Consider the following 15445-nt stretch of genomic DNA (forward strand, 5'->3'; position numbering starts at 1 on the left):
TTAAATCATACCAGGCTCGAAATGCATGGAGTGGAGGAGAGTAAAATGGGTGTTGCAAAAGCACTGGCAGTACGTCAGGCTACGATGAAAGACGTGGATGCCATGTTGGAGATCGTTAATGAATATGCACAACAAGGCTTGATGCTGCCACGTACGAAGCTGTCTTTCTTAGAAAACTTGCAATCCTTTATTGTCGCTCATGATGGAGATTCGGTCGTAGGTGTCGCAGGCCTACATATTTTATGGGAGGATCTGGCTGAGATCCGCTCCTTGGCTATCTCGGAAAAAGCGAAGGGGATGGGCGTTGGGAAACATCTAGTTCTTCATTTGGTTGAGCAATGCCGCCTTCTGGGAATTAAGCGTGTACTGGCCCTGACCTATCAACAGGTGTTTTTTGAAAAGTGCGGATTTTGGTTGGTTGCCAAAGAAACACTGCCGCAAAAGGCTTGGAAGGATTGCATTAACTGCTCCAAGCTTCCGATGTGCGACGAGATTGCTATGATTTTCGAAACAGCCTGATACATTTGGTCTAGCCTTCCTTTTTCCTTTTCTGGTACTATATTCATATGAATAGTAGAAATATAAATAATATTCTATTAGTATATCAGAAAAAGATACTGGAAAAAATAGGGGGCTTTTCCATGAAGTTAGGCGCTCGTATCTTGCTCGTACTACTATTGGCAGGAAGTGTACCGCTGACGGCAGCGGGAGTTTTTGCTTATCAAGAATCCAAGCAGGAATTGTTGAATGGAAGTGCCGCTACACTGGAAGCGCTGCGTCACAGCAACAAGGAACAGGTGGAAAATTACTTTCGCGAGCGAGCCAGGAACGTGGATACGTTGGCTGCATCGGGAACGGTAATGTCTGCCCTTTCTTTGTTTGAGGACGCGTGGCGGCAAGGCCTGGAATCGCCTGCTTATGAAGAAGTACAAGCGCGGTATACAAACGAATTGAAGATGGAGGTCGCTCGCTACGGCTTCGTAAATGCCTTTCTGTTGAATGCACAAGGGGACATTGTGTACGAGACAAAGCCGCAGGCTGATTTTGGTACCAATCTCCTGACAGGCCCACACGCTGACTCTGTACTTGGTCAGACTGTGCAGCAAGTCCAGAAAACCCAAAGCGCAGAAATGTCAGATCTAGGCATTTACGAACCATCTGGAGGGGCGCCAGGGGTATACATTACAGCGCCGATCTACGAACGAGGCTACATCATCGGGCAAATAGCAGTCGAAGTCTCGATGGATTATATTTCAAGAATATTCAACCAACGGGAAGGGCTGGGGGAAACCGGGAAGATTTACTTAGTTGGCGGTCCGGACAAGCTCATGAGATCGCAACTGGGCAGTGGACCAAATACGTTGTTGCAGCAAAAAGTAGATACGCCGATTGTCGATCAAGTCTTGCTCACCCAACAATCCGAAGGAACGGTCGAAAGCATGGATTACGTAGGACAGCAAGTGCTTGTGTCCTACGATCAGGTCAAAGTAGGGAAGAAGACGTGGGCGATATTGGCAGAGATGAATATGACCGAAATACTGGAGGGCCCAACCCGCATTCGGGATGCCATGATTGCCTTTAATGGTGCGGTACTCGTGCTCATCGTCATCATCTCGTTATTTACAGCAAATTGGCTTCGCCGCTCGTTTCGCGGCATGCTTGCTGTCGCAGAGCGGATCGGGCATGGTGATTTTTCGCGGGAGATTCCTGACAAGCTATTAAGACGAAAAGATGAATTAGGAGAACTGGCCGGATCTCTCGTTACGATGCAGAAGCAACTGCGCAAGATTTTGTTTCAGATTCAGCAGGCAGCTGCTTCCGTTTCCGGGGCGGTGCGAAATATTCAGGGAAACACCAGTGAGATTGCCGCTTCCAGTCAACAAATTGTACTCGTCGTCGATCAAGTGGCTGCATCCGCTGACAGTCAGGTGGAAAAAATGGGACAAACCTTGAATCTGGCTGTTGATTTGACGAAAGATGTGGCGGTCGTAACGGAAAATGTGGAACGGGTGACCGTATCTGCGGAAGAAATGAAGCAGCATGCACACGCAGGCAGACGCGCGATCGCAGATGTGATGGACAGCATGGACGAAATCAATCGTTCGGTAGAAGCTGCAACGGATGTCATTTACGTATTGGAAGGGCGCTCGAAGGACATTTCGAGAATTATCTCTGTCATTACAGAGATTGCCCGACAGACCAATCTGCTCGCCTTGAATGCTGCGATCGAAGCAGCCAGAGCAGGAGAGCATGGCAAGGGATTTGCCGTCGTCGCAGGAGAAGTGCGCAAGTTGGCAGAAGACACCAACAGTGCTGCCCAGCAGATCGTAGGCATGATTGGAGACGTACAAAAGGATACGAAGGAAGCAGTATCCAGAATGGTCGAGGGTGCCCAAACGACCGCCCGTGGCATGAAGACAGCACACCAATCGCAAGAGATGTTCCAGCACATCGAGGAAAACATCCTCGGGGTGTCGCAAGAAATCAACGGTGTCAGTGAAGCCTTCAAGCGTATGGCGCCAGATGCCCAGCAGGTAGCTGTAGTCGCTGGGGAAGTATCGTCCGCATCGATGCAAGCGGCTGCTGGTGTCCAAAGCATCTCGGCTGCGGTAGAGGAGCAGAGTGCAGCGATGGAGCTCATCGCAGCTGCTGCCAATCAGTTGGCTATTCTAGCAGAAGAGCTGAGGAGCTCCCTTGCAACCTTTGTTTCGCGTGAAAATTAAGAAAAGAGGGACGGAGTAAAAGCCAGTGAAAACTGCCTTTTCTCCCGTCTCTTTTTGTATTTTGGAAGGATATCTCACACAAAATGTTGAATGATAAGGACGATGGAGAGTTTCAAGCCGGAGGGACGTAAGCGTGCACAAACTAGATTGGGAACTATATCTGCTACCGTTCGAACAAGCTGTAGAAGAAATCAAAGTCAAAATTAAAAATATCCGTAACGAGCTGCGCAAACGCAAGGAGCATTCACCGATTGAGTTTGCGGTGGGCAGGGTCAAATCGATCCCGAGTATTTACAACAAGGCAAACCGCTTGCAGTTTCCGATTGATGAGAATATCTGCTGGGAAATTCGCGATATCGCGGGGATCCGCGTCATTTGTCAGTTTATTGATGATATACCTGCAGTTGTAGAGATGATCCGTAACCGGGGAGACATGCGTGTGTATTTGGAGAAGGATTATGTCTCTACCCCAAAAGAAAGCGGCTATCGCGGCTATCACCTGGCTGTGGAGTATCCAATCATGATGGCGGGTGGTCAAGTGACCATTCCGGTAGAAATTCAGATTCGCACATTGGGAATGAATTTTTGGGCGACGATTGAGCACTCGCTGAATTATAAATACGAGGGAATTATTCCATCCGATATACGGCAAAGATTGTTCGAGGCTGCCAAGGCATCTTACAAGCTGGATAGTGAAATGAACAACATCCGGGACGAAATTAAAGACGCCCAAGCAGAATTTACGAAAAAAGAAGTGCCGATGGAGTCATTGTTATCGTTGGTTGAGCTGGATCTCGACATCGATGCGGCAATGGACGAAGGAAGTATGAATGAGGGGACTGGAGAAGAGAATGACAAGCGTTAATTGGCTGGAGGAAACAAATAAACGCAAGGATGAACTGATTGCGACGACCCAACAATTTTTGCAAATGAAAAGCGTATTGGACCCCGAAACAGCACGCGAAGGGGCTCCTTTTGGAGAAGGGATTCGGCAAGCGCTTGATTTTGCGCTAGGCGTGTGTGAAAAAGCAGGCATGACAACAAAGGATGTCCGGGGGTATGCCGGGCACGCTGAATTCGGACAAGGTGAGGAATTGATCGGCATTCTGAGCCATGTCGATGTCGTACCGGAAGGCGATGGCTGGAGTACGCCACCGTATGCAGCCGAGATCGTGGATGGACGCATGGTGGCTCGTGGTGCGATTGACGACAAGGGACCGACGATGGCGGCCATTTTCGCGGCGAAGATCGTGATGGAGCTGGGATTGCCGCTGTCGAAGCGCGTGCGCTTTATTTTCGGTACGGATGAAGAGTCGAGCTGGCAGTGTGTGAAAACGTATTTTGAAACGGAAGAAATGCCGACGATGGGCTTTACGCCAGATGCAGACTTCCCGCTGATCTATGCGGAAAAAGGCTTGACCGATCTGTCGTTGCGCCAGACGCTTGCATCCTTCCAAAGCCTTGGAATACCTGCTGCGGAAAATATGGAGGCAAAGCTCGTTTCCTTGCAGGCTGGCTTGCGGATGAACATGGTTCCAGACAAGGCTGTAGCAACACTTGCGCCAATCGGCTCGAATAGTGAGGCAATTGCACAAAGTTATCGTCAGCACTTGGACGCCACTGGCTTGAAAGGCAAGGCAGAGGAGCAGGACGGCCTCGTAGTTCTGCATATGGAGGGCGTCTCGGTTCACGGAATGGACCCGAGCAAAGGTGTCAACGCAGGTACTGAGCTCATTCACTTTTTGCGCACCTTGTCCTTGGATGAACGCGGCGCTGGATTTGTAAGCTTGGCTGATCGTTATTTGCACAAGCAGCATTACGGGGAAGCGCTCGGCATCGCACATGATGATGAAGAAATGGGTGCGCTCACACTAAACACAGGTGTGATCGAGTATGACGAAAAGCAGGATGCGCTTTTCCGTCTGAACATCCGTTACCCACATTCTGTTGCCTTCGAAAAATGGTCGGCCGTTCTTGCTGAACGCTTCAGTGAAGGGGCATTTTCGCTCGAAGTGGCAGAGCATCTGACACCGCACCGCGTCGATCCGAATCATCCTTTGGTGACGACACTGCAACGCGTGTATACGGAACAAACGGGCGAGGAAGCTGGCATCATTGCAATTGGCGGCGCTACCTACGGCCGATCGCTGGATGTTGGGGTAGCATTCGGACCGCTTTTCCCAGGTCGTCCTGACAGTGCCCACCAGCGAGATGAATATATTTTCGTGGATGATCTGATCAAAGCGACAGCGATTTACGCGCAAGCGATCTATGAATTAGCGAAGTAAGAATAGCAAACGGCTGGTCACAAGCGCCAGCCGTTTTTGTTTTTGTGGAAATCAGATGAGACAAAAATCTTTGCAAATGCTGGAAGCCGGTACTATAATGCAAGTAACGATTGATCGATTAATCATTCATTGGCAAGGAGCCTGTACAGTATGCCACTTTCAGAAGAACAAGTGCTAAAAATGAAGCAAAAGCGGGAAACGATTCTCCAGCAGGCAATTCTCCTGTTTGCCGAGCGCGGCTATGATGATACCACCATTGCAAAAGTCGCGAAGGCATCGGGAGTGAGCTTTGGCAGTGTTTTCACGTACTTTGAAAACAAGGATCAGCTCTTTCATGCAGCTGTTACGGAGCCATTGCAAGAGCATTCCGTCAAACTGCTGGACTTTGATCCCCGAGCATCTGAGCCATTATTGGAATTAGAGAGAATGGTGACCAATCACATCAAGATGTTCGCTGCGTTCGATTCGTACTTGCGTCTGGTCGTACAAGTAGTTGGCTACTACAATCGCTTTCCCTATTCTTTTTCTGAGCTAGACGCGTTTCACAACCTCTTTCGTTCGAAAATTGCCGAGCTCTTGGTCAACGGACAAGAGAAAGGATTTTTGCATGTCCAAGATTCCAAATACGTGGCAACAGCATACATGAGTCTGTTAATTGGTCTGCGTGTGAATTTGACCGATGAGCCACAAAGTAACATGTGGGAAAAATTTGTTCCGGTTGCCATGCAGCTTTTTGGACCGAAGAATCGCTAGCATTCTCCATCGGTCTTTTTTTGGAATATAAATGATTGATTAATCAATCATTGCGAGAAAGAGGAGTGGTCACAATGCGTTTTAGGAAGTTCGACAGCAACATCCAGATTAGACTGATGTTACAATTTTTGACGACGATGGCAAGCATGACGGTGACTCCGTATTTGATTGTTTTTTTCTCCAAGCAATTGGGGACGGTGGTCACGGGCTTTATGTTTTTAGGCGTGATGGCAGCGAATGTCGCAGGCTCTTTTGCAGGGGGATATGTGGCGGACAGGATCGGGCGAAAAAAAGTCATTGTTGGATGCGAGGCGGTCATCCTCCTCTGTTTTCTTGGTGTGGCCACCGTCAACTCGCCCTGGATTCAGCTGCCCTATGTGACATTTATTTTGTTTCTGTTCCATAACTTTTGTTTGGGGGCGTCGGGTCCTGCTTACCAAGCACTCATCATTGATGTGAGTCATCCCGAAAACAGGCGAGCGATTTTTACGGCTTCCTATTGGTTGAATAATCTGGCGGTAGCCGTAGGAGGATTGGTAGGTGCTTTTTTGTTCGACAAGCATTACTTTGCCCTATTTCTCGGTGTGGCTGTAAGCATCGCGATTTCGCTCGCCATTACGATCCTGTTTATCAAGGAAACGTATGTGCCAGAAAAACGTGCACGCTCGGCGTCTAGCAAACAAAGGCAAAAAGATTCGATTTTTATGGCAGATGTCATGGGAGCTTATAAAGAAGTGCTCAAGCATCGGATTTTTCTACTGTTTACCATAGCGAATCTGCTCATTGTAGCTGTAGAGGAGCAATTGACCAATGTCATCGGCCTTCGTTTCGTGCAAGATATCCCGGAGCCTGAGCAGTTATTTTCGTTTCTTGCCATTCAGGTAGATGGGATGAACTTGTTAGGCCTATTAAAAACAGAAAACACGCTGCTGGTTGTCTGCTTGACCGTTTTGATCTCCTACGTGTTGAAGGGCATGAGAGATCGGACCGTGCTCCTGTCTGGCTTGGTCCTGTATTTTTGCGGGTATGCATGGATTAGCTTCAGCAGCTCTCCCGGTGTCTTGCTCATTGTCATGTTCTTCGCGACGTTGGGTGAAGTGATGCACATTCCGGTCAAACAAGCGTTACTCGCCAGTATGGTGCCGGATCATGCGCGGAGCACGTATATGGCTGTACATTCTCTGTTTAGCATCGTGGGAGTCAGCAGTGCAGGTGTGTTTATTCTTGTCAGTGCGTGGGTTCCCAACGTTGCGATCACCGGAATTTTTGTAGGGATGGGACTGATTTGTCTCGTGCTATTTCATAGGATTACGAAAAAGGTTGGGCAAGAACAAGAAACTGCTACTAAGGCCACTCAATCAAATATGACAGCATGAATAAGTACTCGAGCGCATTCGGGACACTGGTTGGGGAAACAATAACAAATAGGGTATAGGGGACTTGGAAATAAAAGGATTTCGTAAGCGGTTTCCAGAAATCAAAAAGGGTATACGTCAGTATCGAAAAGGAGATAAAGGATGGACGATCTCACGAAATTGATCAAGGATTTGACGGAAACGGACGGAGTACCTGGGCACGAGCGCGAAGTCAGGGTGAAGATGGAGGAGTACTTACAGCCTCTCAGCGACGAGCTGGTAAAGGATCGGTTGGGTGGGGTACTCGGGAAGAAGACGGGAGCAGAAAACGGTCCGAAAATTTTGCTCGCGGGACATTTGGATGAAGTGGGCTTCATGGTGACGCATATCACGCCAAAAGGGTACTTGCGTTTTATCCAGCTCGGTGGATGGTGGACGCACAATATCCTCTCACAGCGCGTGAAGGTCAAGACACGCAAGGGTGAGTATCTCGGGCTTATTGGTTCAAAGGCACCACATGCGCTGGAAAAAGAAGAGCGGGAAAAAGTCATGAAGCTCAAGGATTTGTACATTGACATCGGGGCAAAAGATGAAGCAGGTGCGAAGGAAATGGGTGTTCGACCTGGTGATTGGATTGTCCCTGACAGTGATTTTACGACGATGCGTGACGGAGAGCTGTGGGTCGCAAAGGCACTGGATAATCGAGCGGGGTGTGCGCTGGCAATCGAGGTGCTGAAACGATTGCAGTCCGAAGAGCATCCGAATGTGGTATACGCCGGTGCAACCGTGCAAGAAGAAGTTGGGACTCGCGGTGCTGGCACAGTAGCGAACCTGGTTGAACCAGATATTGCTTTTGCTGTTGATGTTGGACTCGCATATGACACGCCTGGAAATGAATCGTATCCGATGACCTGCAATGTTGGAGACGGTCCGCTCGTCATGTTATTTGATGCCACGATGATTCCGCATACCGGATTGCGCGATCTCGTATTCGACACAGCAGAGGAGCTCGGCATCAATATCCAGGTGGATGCACTCGCAGGAGGCGGAACAGACGCGGCGAAATTCCATACAAGCGGCATTGGCTGCCCGTCGATTGTTGTCGGCTTTGCGACGCGGTATATTCACAGCCATAATGCGATTATGGCAAAAAGTGATTTCGAGCAGGCTGCCCAGCTGCTGACAGCTGTCATAAGGAAGCTCGATAAGGAAACGGTTCAACACCTGCTCGATAGATGAGGTAGGCGAAACCCTCTCCATGCATGTATGAATGCGATGGAGAGGGTGTTTTTTGTGAGGATGGAGAGGTTTTGTGATCACGAGCCTCGGAGAAAAATACCCGGGAGTTGAACGGTTTAGTTGTTTTTTCGAGAGTACTCCTTTAGTATAGATAGGATAGGATTTCGCAAGGGCAACAACCTGCCTAGGATGAATTTTGATTGATGAGAACCGGTTTTATCGCATCCACTGTCCATGCAGTCATGGTGTGGCGAATCGGTTCGCTTGTGAAAGGAAGTGGAAGTTATGGCAAAATCGTTTGCGTCTTTTGGTTTTCGTCCGGAGCTGATGCAAGGGATTCAAGACCTGTATTATAAAGAACCGACACAAATTCAAGAGGAAGCTATTCCTCTCATTATGGAAGGCAAAGATCTTATCGGACAAGCTCAGACAGGGACGGGAAAAACAGCTGCCTTCATGCTGCCGATCCTCAACGCATTGGAAGAGGGAAAACGCGATATTCAAGCGCTCATCCTCACTCCGACACGTGAGCTTTCCATTCAGATTGCCAAAGAAGTAGAAAAACTGGGTAAGCACCTGAATGTAAATGTGCTGTCTCTACACGGTGGAACGGATATCGACAGGCAACTGAGCAAACTGAAAGAAACCGTTCATGTTGTAGTCGGAACACCAGGGCGCGTGCTGGATCATATGAAGCGCGGATCGCTCCATTTCGGACGCATCTCCACATTAGTGCTGGATGAAGCAGATAAAATGATGGAAATGGGCTTCTTGGAAGATGTGGAGCAAGTAATCGTCCACACGCCTTCCCAGCGTCAGGTGCTGTTGTTCTCTGCTACGATGCCTGATTTGGTGAAAAGACTGGCGCACCGCTTCATGAAGCAGCCACCGCATATCAAGATCGAGGGCAAGCAGAAGACTGTTGAGCGCATTGAACAATTTTACTATGTCGTGAACCAAAGCGATAAGACGGACGCTCTCGTCGATGTGCTGGAGCAAGAGCAGCCGTTCTTGACCATCGTGTTTGCCAATACGCAAGTACGTGTACAGCAGCTTACGGCTCGATTGCAGGAAAATGGCCTCTCTGCGAAAGCACTGTACGGTGATTTGTCCCAAAACAAGCGGGAACAACTGATGAAGCAATTCCGCGAGATTCGTTTCCAATACTTGATCGCGACTGATATCGCGGCTCGTGGACTCGACGTAGAAGGCGTAACACATGTCATCAACTACGATTTGCCGAATGACGTGGACAGCTACATTCACCGCGTTGGACGTACGGGTCGTGCGGGACAAAAAGGAAAAGCCATCTCCCTCATTTCTCCTCGTCAGAAGAATTTGATGGGGCGTTTTGCCAAAGCCACGAAGGCATCGATCGAGGAAAGAATTTTGCAGGTAGGTCGCCATCTGGATGAGGGGCGCCGTCAACGTGCGGAAGAACGGGAAGCTCATTTCATTGAACTGCGTGCACAACAGGCGAAAGAGCAACAGAAGGAAAAAGACAAAGAGTTTTCTCCTGTACGTGAAGCCTTGAAGAAAAAGACAAAGGTAAAACCAGGCTACAAAAAGAAGATGGCGCGTGAACTGGGTGAAATGCAAACGCAGTACGAGAAAAACCGTAAGAAGGCAGAAGCGATTGCGGCACGTAAAGCGGGTAAATCCGTGAAGCCAGGCGATGCCAAAAAAGCGGGAAAAGGTGGAGCAGCACGCTCTGCGAAGGGCGGAAAACCGTTTAGTCAATCTGCCGGGAAATCAAGAGGAAGATAAGAAATGAAGAGGCTGCCCAGATTCGAAAAGGATCTGGGCGTTTTTTTTTTGTAGAAACGCTTTTGGTATATGAAAGGAAGTTCTTGACTTTATACCCGACTAGAAGGTTTATACTCGGATCGAAGTAATGGGAGAGAAGGTGTGGAATTGTTCAAAATCAGCGAGTTTTCCCGACTGAGTCGAATTCCGCTGCAAACGTTGCGTTATTATGATCAGATTGGAATTCTAAAACCAGCAAAAATCGATGATACGAGCGGGTATCGATATTACTGTGCCGAACAACTTCTGCAAATCAATCGAATTGTCATCTTCAAGGAATTGGGGTTCTCCTTGCAGCAGATTGCGCAATTGCTTCACGAGAATATACCAGCCGAACAAATTCGGGGCATGCTGAGGCTTAAAGAAAATGAAATCCAATCCTTGCTGGAGATGGAAATGTCAAAGCTTGCCCGTATTAAAGAACGGGTGCAGATTGTTGAACGGGAGGGAAGGATCGAGAAGGAGCATGAGGTCGTTCTGAAGCAGGTAGATGGCATGCAATTGATTTCCTATTCAGCACGGGGGGCTGCTGAAGATATTCCTTGGCTGTTTCAAATATTCGACAGTATGCTTGATGCCAGCCTGAAATCATCCTTGACTGGCCCCAAAACAGTGCTATGGAAGGAAACCGGAACGAAGGACCAGCTTTTCGAACTTGGAGTGGGCTACGCCATTAAAACGGAATCTGTCAAACTACCCGAGCAAATGGAACGAAGCTTCTTGCCTGCCGAGACAATGGCTACGCTACTATTCCGTTCAGATTCGACTTTTAAAGAATCAGCTTGCCTGGATCTGGCTACGTGGATTGAACAGCATGGTTACTGTATTCGAAGCGAGCAGCCTGGTAGAGAAATCTATGTTCCCATATCAGAAAAACATGGAGTTGAGCTCATAGAAATCCAGATTCCAATTGAATCAAGGGGGTAAAATGAGCATGGAAAATAAATGGGTTGTCTATATTCTCTCTTTGGCAGTTTTCTTGATTGGGACAGTGGAGTATCTAATAAGCGGCATCATTCAAACGGTGGCAGCTGATCTGGGTGTCACGACGTCGTCTGCCGGATTGCTTGTCACTGCATTTGCCCTTTCTGCGGGAGTAGGGGCTCCCATTGTCATCGCTGCTACGATCCATCTTGACCGAAAAAAATTATTACTCATGATGCTTGGCATTTTTATGTTGAGCAACTGGCTGGTGTATGTGAGTCCTTCTTTTGAAATGATGCTGGTTACACGCATGATCCAAGGACTCACTGGAGGAGTTGCTACTGTTGTTGCGATGGCGGTATCTACACGGCTAGTTGAAGAGGGCAATCGTGGTCGAGCAATCGGCATCATTTTAATGGGATTGAGCAGCTCGCTTGTACTTGGCCTTCCAGTTGGCACTTTTTTAAGTGAAGGGATTGGCTGGAGACTGCTGTTTATTTTTATTGGACTGCTGGGCTTGGTTCCATTGCTTGTCATTTATAAAAAAGTCCCGCCTATAAAAGCGCAGGAGGCTGTAACGCCGCGGGCACAGCTGACTGTAATAAAAAATAAAAGGATTCTGACCGCGGTTGTTATCACGCTGTTGTACATCGGCGCTTATTCAACATTGTTTACCTATATTGCACCTTTCCTGCTAACCCGGGCAGAGCTTTCGGCATCCGAGATTTCCGGGATTCTGTTTCTAGCAGGCATTTGCAGTTTTATGGGGTCAAAAATGGGAGGGGTTATTGCAGATCGCAAGGGGCCGAAATTTACGATTTATTTTGGACTCTCCCTTCAGGCGAGTATGCTGCTTTTGCTTTCGGTCATGGATGGAGTGATCATTGCCCATATCGTGATCATCATGCTGTGGATGCTCGCCACTTGGGCAACGTCTCCGGCCCAACAGCTATATCTGGTTACCCAGGTGCCCCATTCGCCGGACATCGCGCTTAGCATCAATACATCCTTTATTCAATTCGGCTTCGCTTTGGGATCATGGGTTGGGGGACTGGTGATCAGCAACTCCTCTGTGGAGCATCTAGGCTGGTCCGGATTTGTTATTGCGTTGCTGTCACTGTTGCTCGCGATCCGCTTATTTTCTTTTAAGAAAGAGCAGCTATCAGCGTAGGAAGATGGCGTATGATGCCTTCTCGCCTCTCTCGGCAGCAATATTTTAGAAAAACGTCCCAAGATAATTCGCATGGCAGAAAAAACGAAAGTTAAACTGTACAAACTCTTTAAAAAATACGGTAATAATGCCAAATCCCTTTTTATTCTGAATAAATTGGTATAATCATGATAAAAAGGAGGTGCATGACTATGGACCGGATTGATGAACAAATCCTCCGCATATTGCGGGAAAATGCCCGAATCACCAGCTCAGACATCAGCAAACAGGTTCATTTGTCCGTGCCTGCGGTCTCGGAGCGAATACGCAAGCTGGAGGATACAGGACTCATCAGGCAATTCACGGTGAAGCTGGATCGGGAACAGCTAGGGCTTCACCTGATTGCATTTGTGATGGTGCAGATCGAGAAAACGGAGCATATCGCTGGCTTCCGTGAAACGGTCATGCAGGCAGACTGTGTGCTAGAATGCCATCATATCGCGGGAGCTTACGATTATGTATTGAAGGTTGCCGTAAAAGGGACTGCTGATCTGGAACGATTCATCTCTGAAACACTGAAGCAAGTAGAAGGGGTAAGCAAGACGAATACGATGATCGTCCTGTCTTCCATGAAAGAGGAGATGTGAGCCTGATGGCGATCTGGAACGGTCTATTATTCGGGATGATGCTCCAGCTATCGGTTGGTCCAGTTTGTCTAGCGGTGTTGCATCGCTCGATAACTGGACGATTGCGGGATGCACTCATGATGGTACTGGGTGTTGCGCTCGTAGATGCGGTTTATATGGTAGGGGCGATCGGGGGACTTTCGCTGCTGTTCCAAATCCCTTGGGTCAAACAGATGGTTTTGATGGTGGGAGCCCTGATCTTGACTTGGTTTGGGATTCAAACCTTGCGTGCCATAAAAGGCAGAGGAGTACATGAAGAAGCGCCAGCCCCGCATGCTCCAACGGGTCGAAGTAGCTTTTGGCACGGTGTGCTTCTGACGCTCGCGAATCCTCTAACCGTTCTGTTTTGGGCGGGAGTATTTGGCTCCCTGTTGGCATCTGACACTTTTGTTCAATCAACAGAGTTGTTCTTGTTTGCTACAGGCTGTCTGTTATCGACTATATTGTTCCTGGGACTGGTAGCTTTGTTGGCCGCGTATTTGGCTCGATTTTTTCGCCCGGGGTGGCTCAACGTCTTTCATGGGCTCAGTGGTGTCTTTCTCATTGGGTTTGCGATTGTCCTTTACGCAAAAAGCTGTTTGATGTCTCCATACTGGCCTTATTAAAGGAGTTCGGAATGACTGCATCGAATTTTAATCGAATACAGGTATTGCGATCGAAAATAGTGTTTTCCTCCCATGGGATTTGGGTAATAGATAGGAAGATAGAACCCTTTCTTGTGAAAGTACCATAGTACAGGGTGTGAGGAGAACCAGTGATGACGACGGATACGTGCTTGAAATGCGGCAGTCCGATGGGCCGGGGAGAGTACAGTTGCCAGGTTTGCGGAGAAAACGAAATACAAGACTACCAGATGATTCGCAATTACGTGAGAAGCTATCCGAATTCGAATGCGATGCAAATTGCCAATGCCACAGGGATATCTGTTTCAAAAATATTACGTTATATAAGAAATGGCTCGTTGACGGTAGTAGACAGTCCGCCCCGCAGAGGGCGATCATAAGAAAAAGAGAAAAGCCCACAAGCAGTCACGAATGGCCTTGTGAGCTTTTTTATTTTTGATGCTAATCTACAACCAGCGTAATCCTTTTGGATAATGATTTTTGAGTTGCCCCTCAGATTGCTTGCCCCAACCGATGGAGAATCCATCTACTGTAACCAGCGTCCAGCCACTTGCACCATCACGCGTGAGCGCTTCTCCTTTTAAGTACCGCAACAGTTCAGGATCGTCCGCGCCATACGACGCGACACGGGCTGCCTCCGCAGAAGAGAGAGAGTGTGCCAAGGCGTGCGCAGGTTCAAATCTGTTCTTTTTAACGGTTCCTAGGTGTAGACCGACGCGCGTGACCTTGAGCTTGTCCCAGTCGAGCTCGGGAGCAGGTGAGTAGTAAAGCTGCTCGCCAAATAAAAGAAAAGCAGATTCATCATCGAATGGATTGGAGAGCGCCGGGAGTGCTTCGTCCGCGAACGTACGCCAGACTGCCAGGGCTTCTTTTCGACCTGCTGGAGCCGATTTTGCCGCACGCTTTTCTTTACGCTTCCCGGAAGGTTCATGAACGTCAGCGGTCTTGCTCTTTTGCAGCTTGGCGAGATAATGCCCTTCTCCTTGTAGACGATGCGGCCACAATCTGGCTGTCTGGGCGAGCTGCTCGTTTTGCGGCGATGCCCACTCGGGTTGACCAGTAGAAAAGCAATCTGCATGTGGTAGCGAGACGATCTCAAATTCTTTGTGACGGCCGAGGAAGTTAACCAGTGACTGCTCATTTTCCAACGGAGCAAATGTGCAGGTGGAGTAGACCAACGTCCCGCCTGGCTTCAGCATAGCAGCGGCCGCCTCGAGAATATCACCTTGCATGACATGGCACTCCGTTACTTTTGCAGGGCTCCAGTCTTCGATTGCTTCGGGAAGCTTGCGAAACATTCCTTCGCCAGAGCATGGAGCGTCTACTAAGATTCGGTCAAAAAACAGGGGAAATCGCTCCTGTAAGCGTTCTGGCGTTTCGTTGGTCACGACGGCATTGGTCACGCCGCAGCGCTCCAGATTTTCTGACAAGGCTTTTGCCCGAACAGGATGGATTTCGTTTGCCACAAGCATTCCTTGTCCACGCAAAAACGCTGCAAGCTGCGTCGATTTCCCCCCTGGTGCTGCACACAGGTCGAGGATTCGCTCACCAGGTTGTGCACCGAGTGCTTCGGCAGCGGACATCGCGCTTGGCTCCTGCAAATAGTACAGGCCAGCGGAGTGAAAAGGATGCTTGCCGGGACGATCTGGCTCTTTGTAGCGAAAACCGTTTACGCACCAAGGGACTGCTTCTACAGCAAACGGCGAGATTTTCAAAAAATCGTCACGACCCACCTTCAACGGATTGACCCGCAAGCCATGTGTCACAGGCTGATCATATGAGGAAACGAATGCCTCATAATCGTGTCCGAGCAAGGTTTGCATGCGCTCGGTAAATGGTGTTGGTAATTTTTTTGTCATAACAGCCTCCGATGTCAGTTTTTGGCCCCATGTGAAAGG

The 15445-nt window shown here is 48.7% G+C and carries 14 protein-coding genes; 13 read left to right on the top strand and 1 reads right to left on the bottom strand.

What is annotated here, in order from left to right:
- The first annotated feature begins 45 nt into the window (after positions 1-45).
- The 13 genes from E8L90_RS01380 to E8L90_RS01440 all read left to right on the top strand — a co-directional run bounded on the left by E8L90_RS01380 (position 46) and on the right by E8L90_RS01440 (position 13927).
- Positions 46-519 carry an N-acetyltransferase gene (locus E8L90_RS01380; RefSeq protein ID WP_137027672.1) on the top strand — a complete coding sequence of 158 codons (474 nt, stop codon included), beginning with the start codon at positions 46-48 and terminating at the stop codon, positions 517-519.
- 122 nt (positions 520-641) lie between these two features.
- Positions 642-2723 (top strand): methyl-accepting chemotaxis protein, encoded by a 2082-nt coding sequence (locus tag E8L90_RS01385; RefSeq protein ID WP_137027673.1) that lies wholly within the window; start codon positions 642-644, stop codon positions 2721-2723.
- A gap of 133 nt (positions 2724-2856) precedes the next feature.
- The gene (locus E8L90_RS01390; protein WP_137027674.1) at positions 2857-3588 is read left to right on the top strand and encodes a GTP pyrophosphokinase; all 732 of its coding nucleotides are present in this window, start codon (positions 2857-2859) and stop codon (positions 3586-3588) included.
- A complete protein-coding gene (pepV, locus tag E8L90_RS01395) occupies positions 3575-5011 on the top strand; it encodes a dipeptidase PepV (protein WP_137027675.1) in 1437 nt (478 codons plus the stop codon). The genes E8L90_RS01390 and pepV overlap by 14 nt, the downstream gene beginning before the upstream one ends.
- Positions 5012-5161: 150 nt before the next feature.
- On the top strand, positions 5162-5764 hold the full coding sequence (locus E8L90_RS01400; RefSeq protein WP_137027676.1) for a TetR/AcrR family transcriptional regulator: 603 nt from the start codon (positions 5162-5164) through the stop codon (positions 5762-5764).
- Between the two features lie 74 nt (positions 5765-5838).
- Positions 5839-7140, top strand: a complete 1302-nt coding sequence (locus tag E8L90_RS01405; protein ID WP_137027677.1) for an MFS transporter — start codon at positions 5839-5841, stop codon at positions 7138-7140.
- A 141-nt stretch (positions 7141-7281) separates the two neighbouring features.
- The gene (locus E8L90_RS01410) at positions 7282-8358 is read left to right on the top strand and encodes a M42 family metallopeptidase (protein WP_137027678.1); all 1077 of its coding nucleotides are present in this window, start codon (positions 7282-7284) and stop codon (positions 8356-8358) included.
- Between the two features lie 285 nt (positions 8359-8643).
- Entirely contained in the window at positions 8644-10125 is a 1482-nt protein-coding gene (locus E8L90_RS01415) for a DEAD/DEAH box helicase (RefSeq protein ID WP_137027679.1), read from the top strand.
- A gap of 147 nt (positions 10126-10272) precedes the next feature.
- The gene (locus E8L90_RS01420; RefSeq protein WP_137033224.1) at positions 10273-11091 is read left to right on the top strand and encodes a MerR family transcriptional regulator; all 819 of its coding nucleotides are present in this window, start codon (positions 10273-10275) and stop codon (positions 11089-11091) included.
- A gap of 7 nt (positions 11092-11098) precedes the next feature.
- Positions 11099-12259: an MFS transporter gene (locus E8L90_RS01425; protein ID WP_137027680.1), complete on the top strand. Its 1161-nt coding sequence runs from the start codon at positions 11099-11101 to the stop codon at positions 12257-12259.
- 191 nt (positions 12260-12450) lie between these two features.
- Positions 12451-12885: an Lrp/AsnC family transcriptional regulator gene (locus E8L90_RS01430; protein ID WP_137027681.1), complete on the top strand. Its 435-nt coding sequence runs from the start codon at positions 12451-12453 to the stop codon at positions 12883-12885.
- Positions 12886-12890: 5 nt separating this feature from the next.
- Complete coding sequence (locus tag E8L90_RS01435) at positions 12891-13529, top strand: LysE family translocator (protein ID WP_137027682.1); 639 nt, start codon at positions 12891-12893, stop codon at positions 13527-13529.
- A gap of 152 nt (positions 13530-13681) precedes the next feature.
- Entirely contained in the window at positions 13682-13927 is a 246-nt protein-coding gene (locus tag E8L90_RS01440) for a hypothetical protein (protein ID WP_137027683.1), read from the top strand.
- A 66-nt stretch (positions 13928-13993) separates the two neighbouring features.
- Here E8L90_RS01440 and E8L90_RS01445 read toward each other — a convergent pair whose 3' ends face one another.
- On the bottom strand, positions 13994-15406 hold the full coding sequence (locus E8L90_RS01445) for an RsmF rRNA methyltransferase first C-terminal domain-containing protein (RefSeq protein ID WP_137027684.1): 1413 nt from the start codon (positions 15404-15406) through the stop codon (positions 13994-13996).
- Positions 15407-15445 lie beyond the last annotated feature (39 nt).

The organism is Brevibacillus antibioticus (assembly GCF_005217615.1).
GTDB lineage: Bacteria > Bacillota > Bacilli > Brevibacillales > Brevibacillaceae > Brevibacillus > Brevibacillus antibioticus.

Coding starts and splice junctions, on each gene's coding strand:
- E8L90_RS01405 (WP_137027677.1), top strand. CDS start 5,839: ATGCGTTTTAGGAAGTTCGACAGCAACATCCAGATTAGACTGATGTTA.
- pepV (WP_137027675.1), top strand. CDS start 3,575: ATGACAAGCGTTAATTGGCTGGAGGAAACAAATAAACGCAAGGATGAA.
- E8L90_RS01415 (WP_137027679.1), top strand. CDS start 8,644: ATGGCAAAATCGTTTGCGTCTTTTGGTTTTCGTCCGGAGCTGATGCAA.
- E8L90_RS01380 (WP_137027672.1), top strand. CDS start 46: ATGGGTGTTGCAAAAGCACTGGCAGTACGTCAGGCTACGATGAAAGAC.
- E8L90_RS01385 (WP_137027673.1), top strand. CDS start 642: ATGAAGTTAGGCGCTCGTATCTTGCTCGTACTACTATTGGCAGGAAGT.
- E8L90_RS01425 (WP_137027680.1), top strand. CDS start 11,099: ATGGAAAATAAATGGGTTGTCTATATTCTCTCTTTGGCAGTTTTCTTG.
- E8L90_RS01400 (WP_137027676.1), top strand. CDS start 5,162: ATGCCACTTTCAGAAGAACAAGTGCTAAAAATGAAGCAAAAGCGGGAA.
- E8L90_RS01430 (WP_137027681.1), top strand. CDS start 12,451: ATGGACCGGATTGATGAACAAATCCTCCGCATATTGCGGGAAAATGCC.
- E8L90_RS01445 (WP_137027684.1), bottom strand. CDS start 15,406: ATGACAAAAAAATTACCAACACCATTTACCGAGCGCATGCAAACCTTG.
- E8L90_RS01410 (WP_137027678.1), top strand. CDS start 7,282: ATGGACGATCTCACGAAATTGATCAAGGATTTGACGGAAACGGACGGA.
- E8L90_RS01440 (WP_137027683.1), top strand. CDS start 13,682: ATGACGACGGATACGTGCTTGAAATGCGGCAGTCCGATGGGCCGGGGA.
- E8L90_RS01435 (WP_137027682.1), top strand. CDS start 12,891: ATGGCGATCTGGAACGGTCTATTATTCGGGATGATGCTCCAGCTATCG.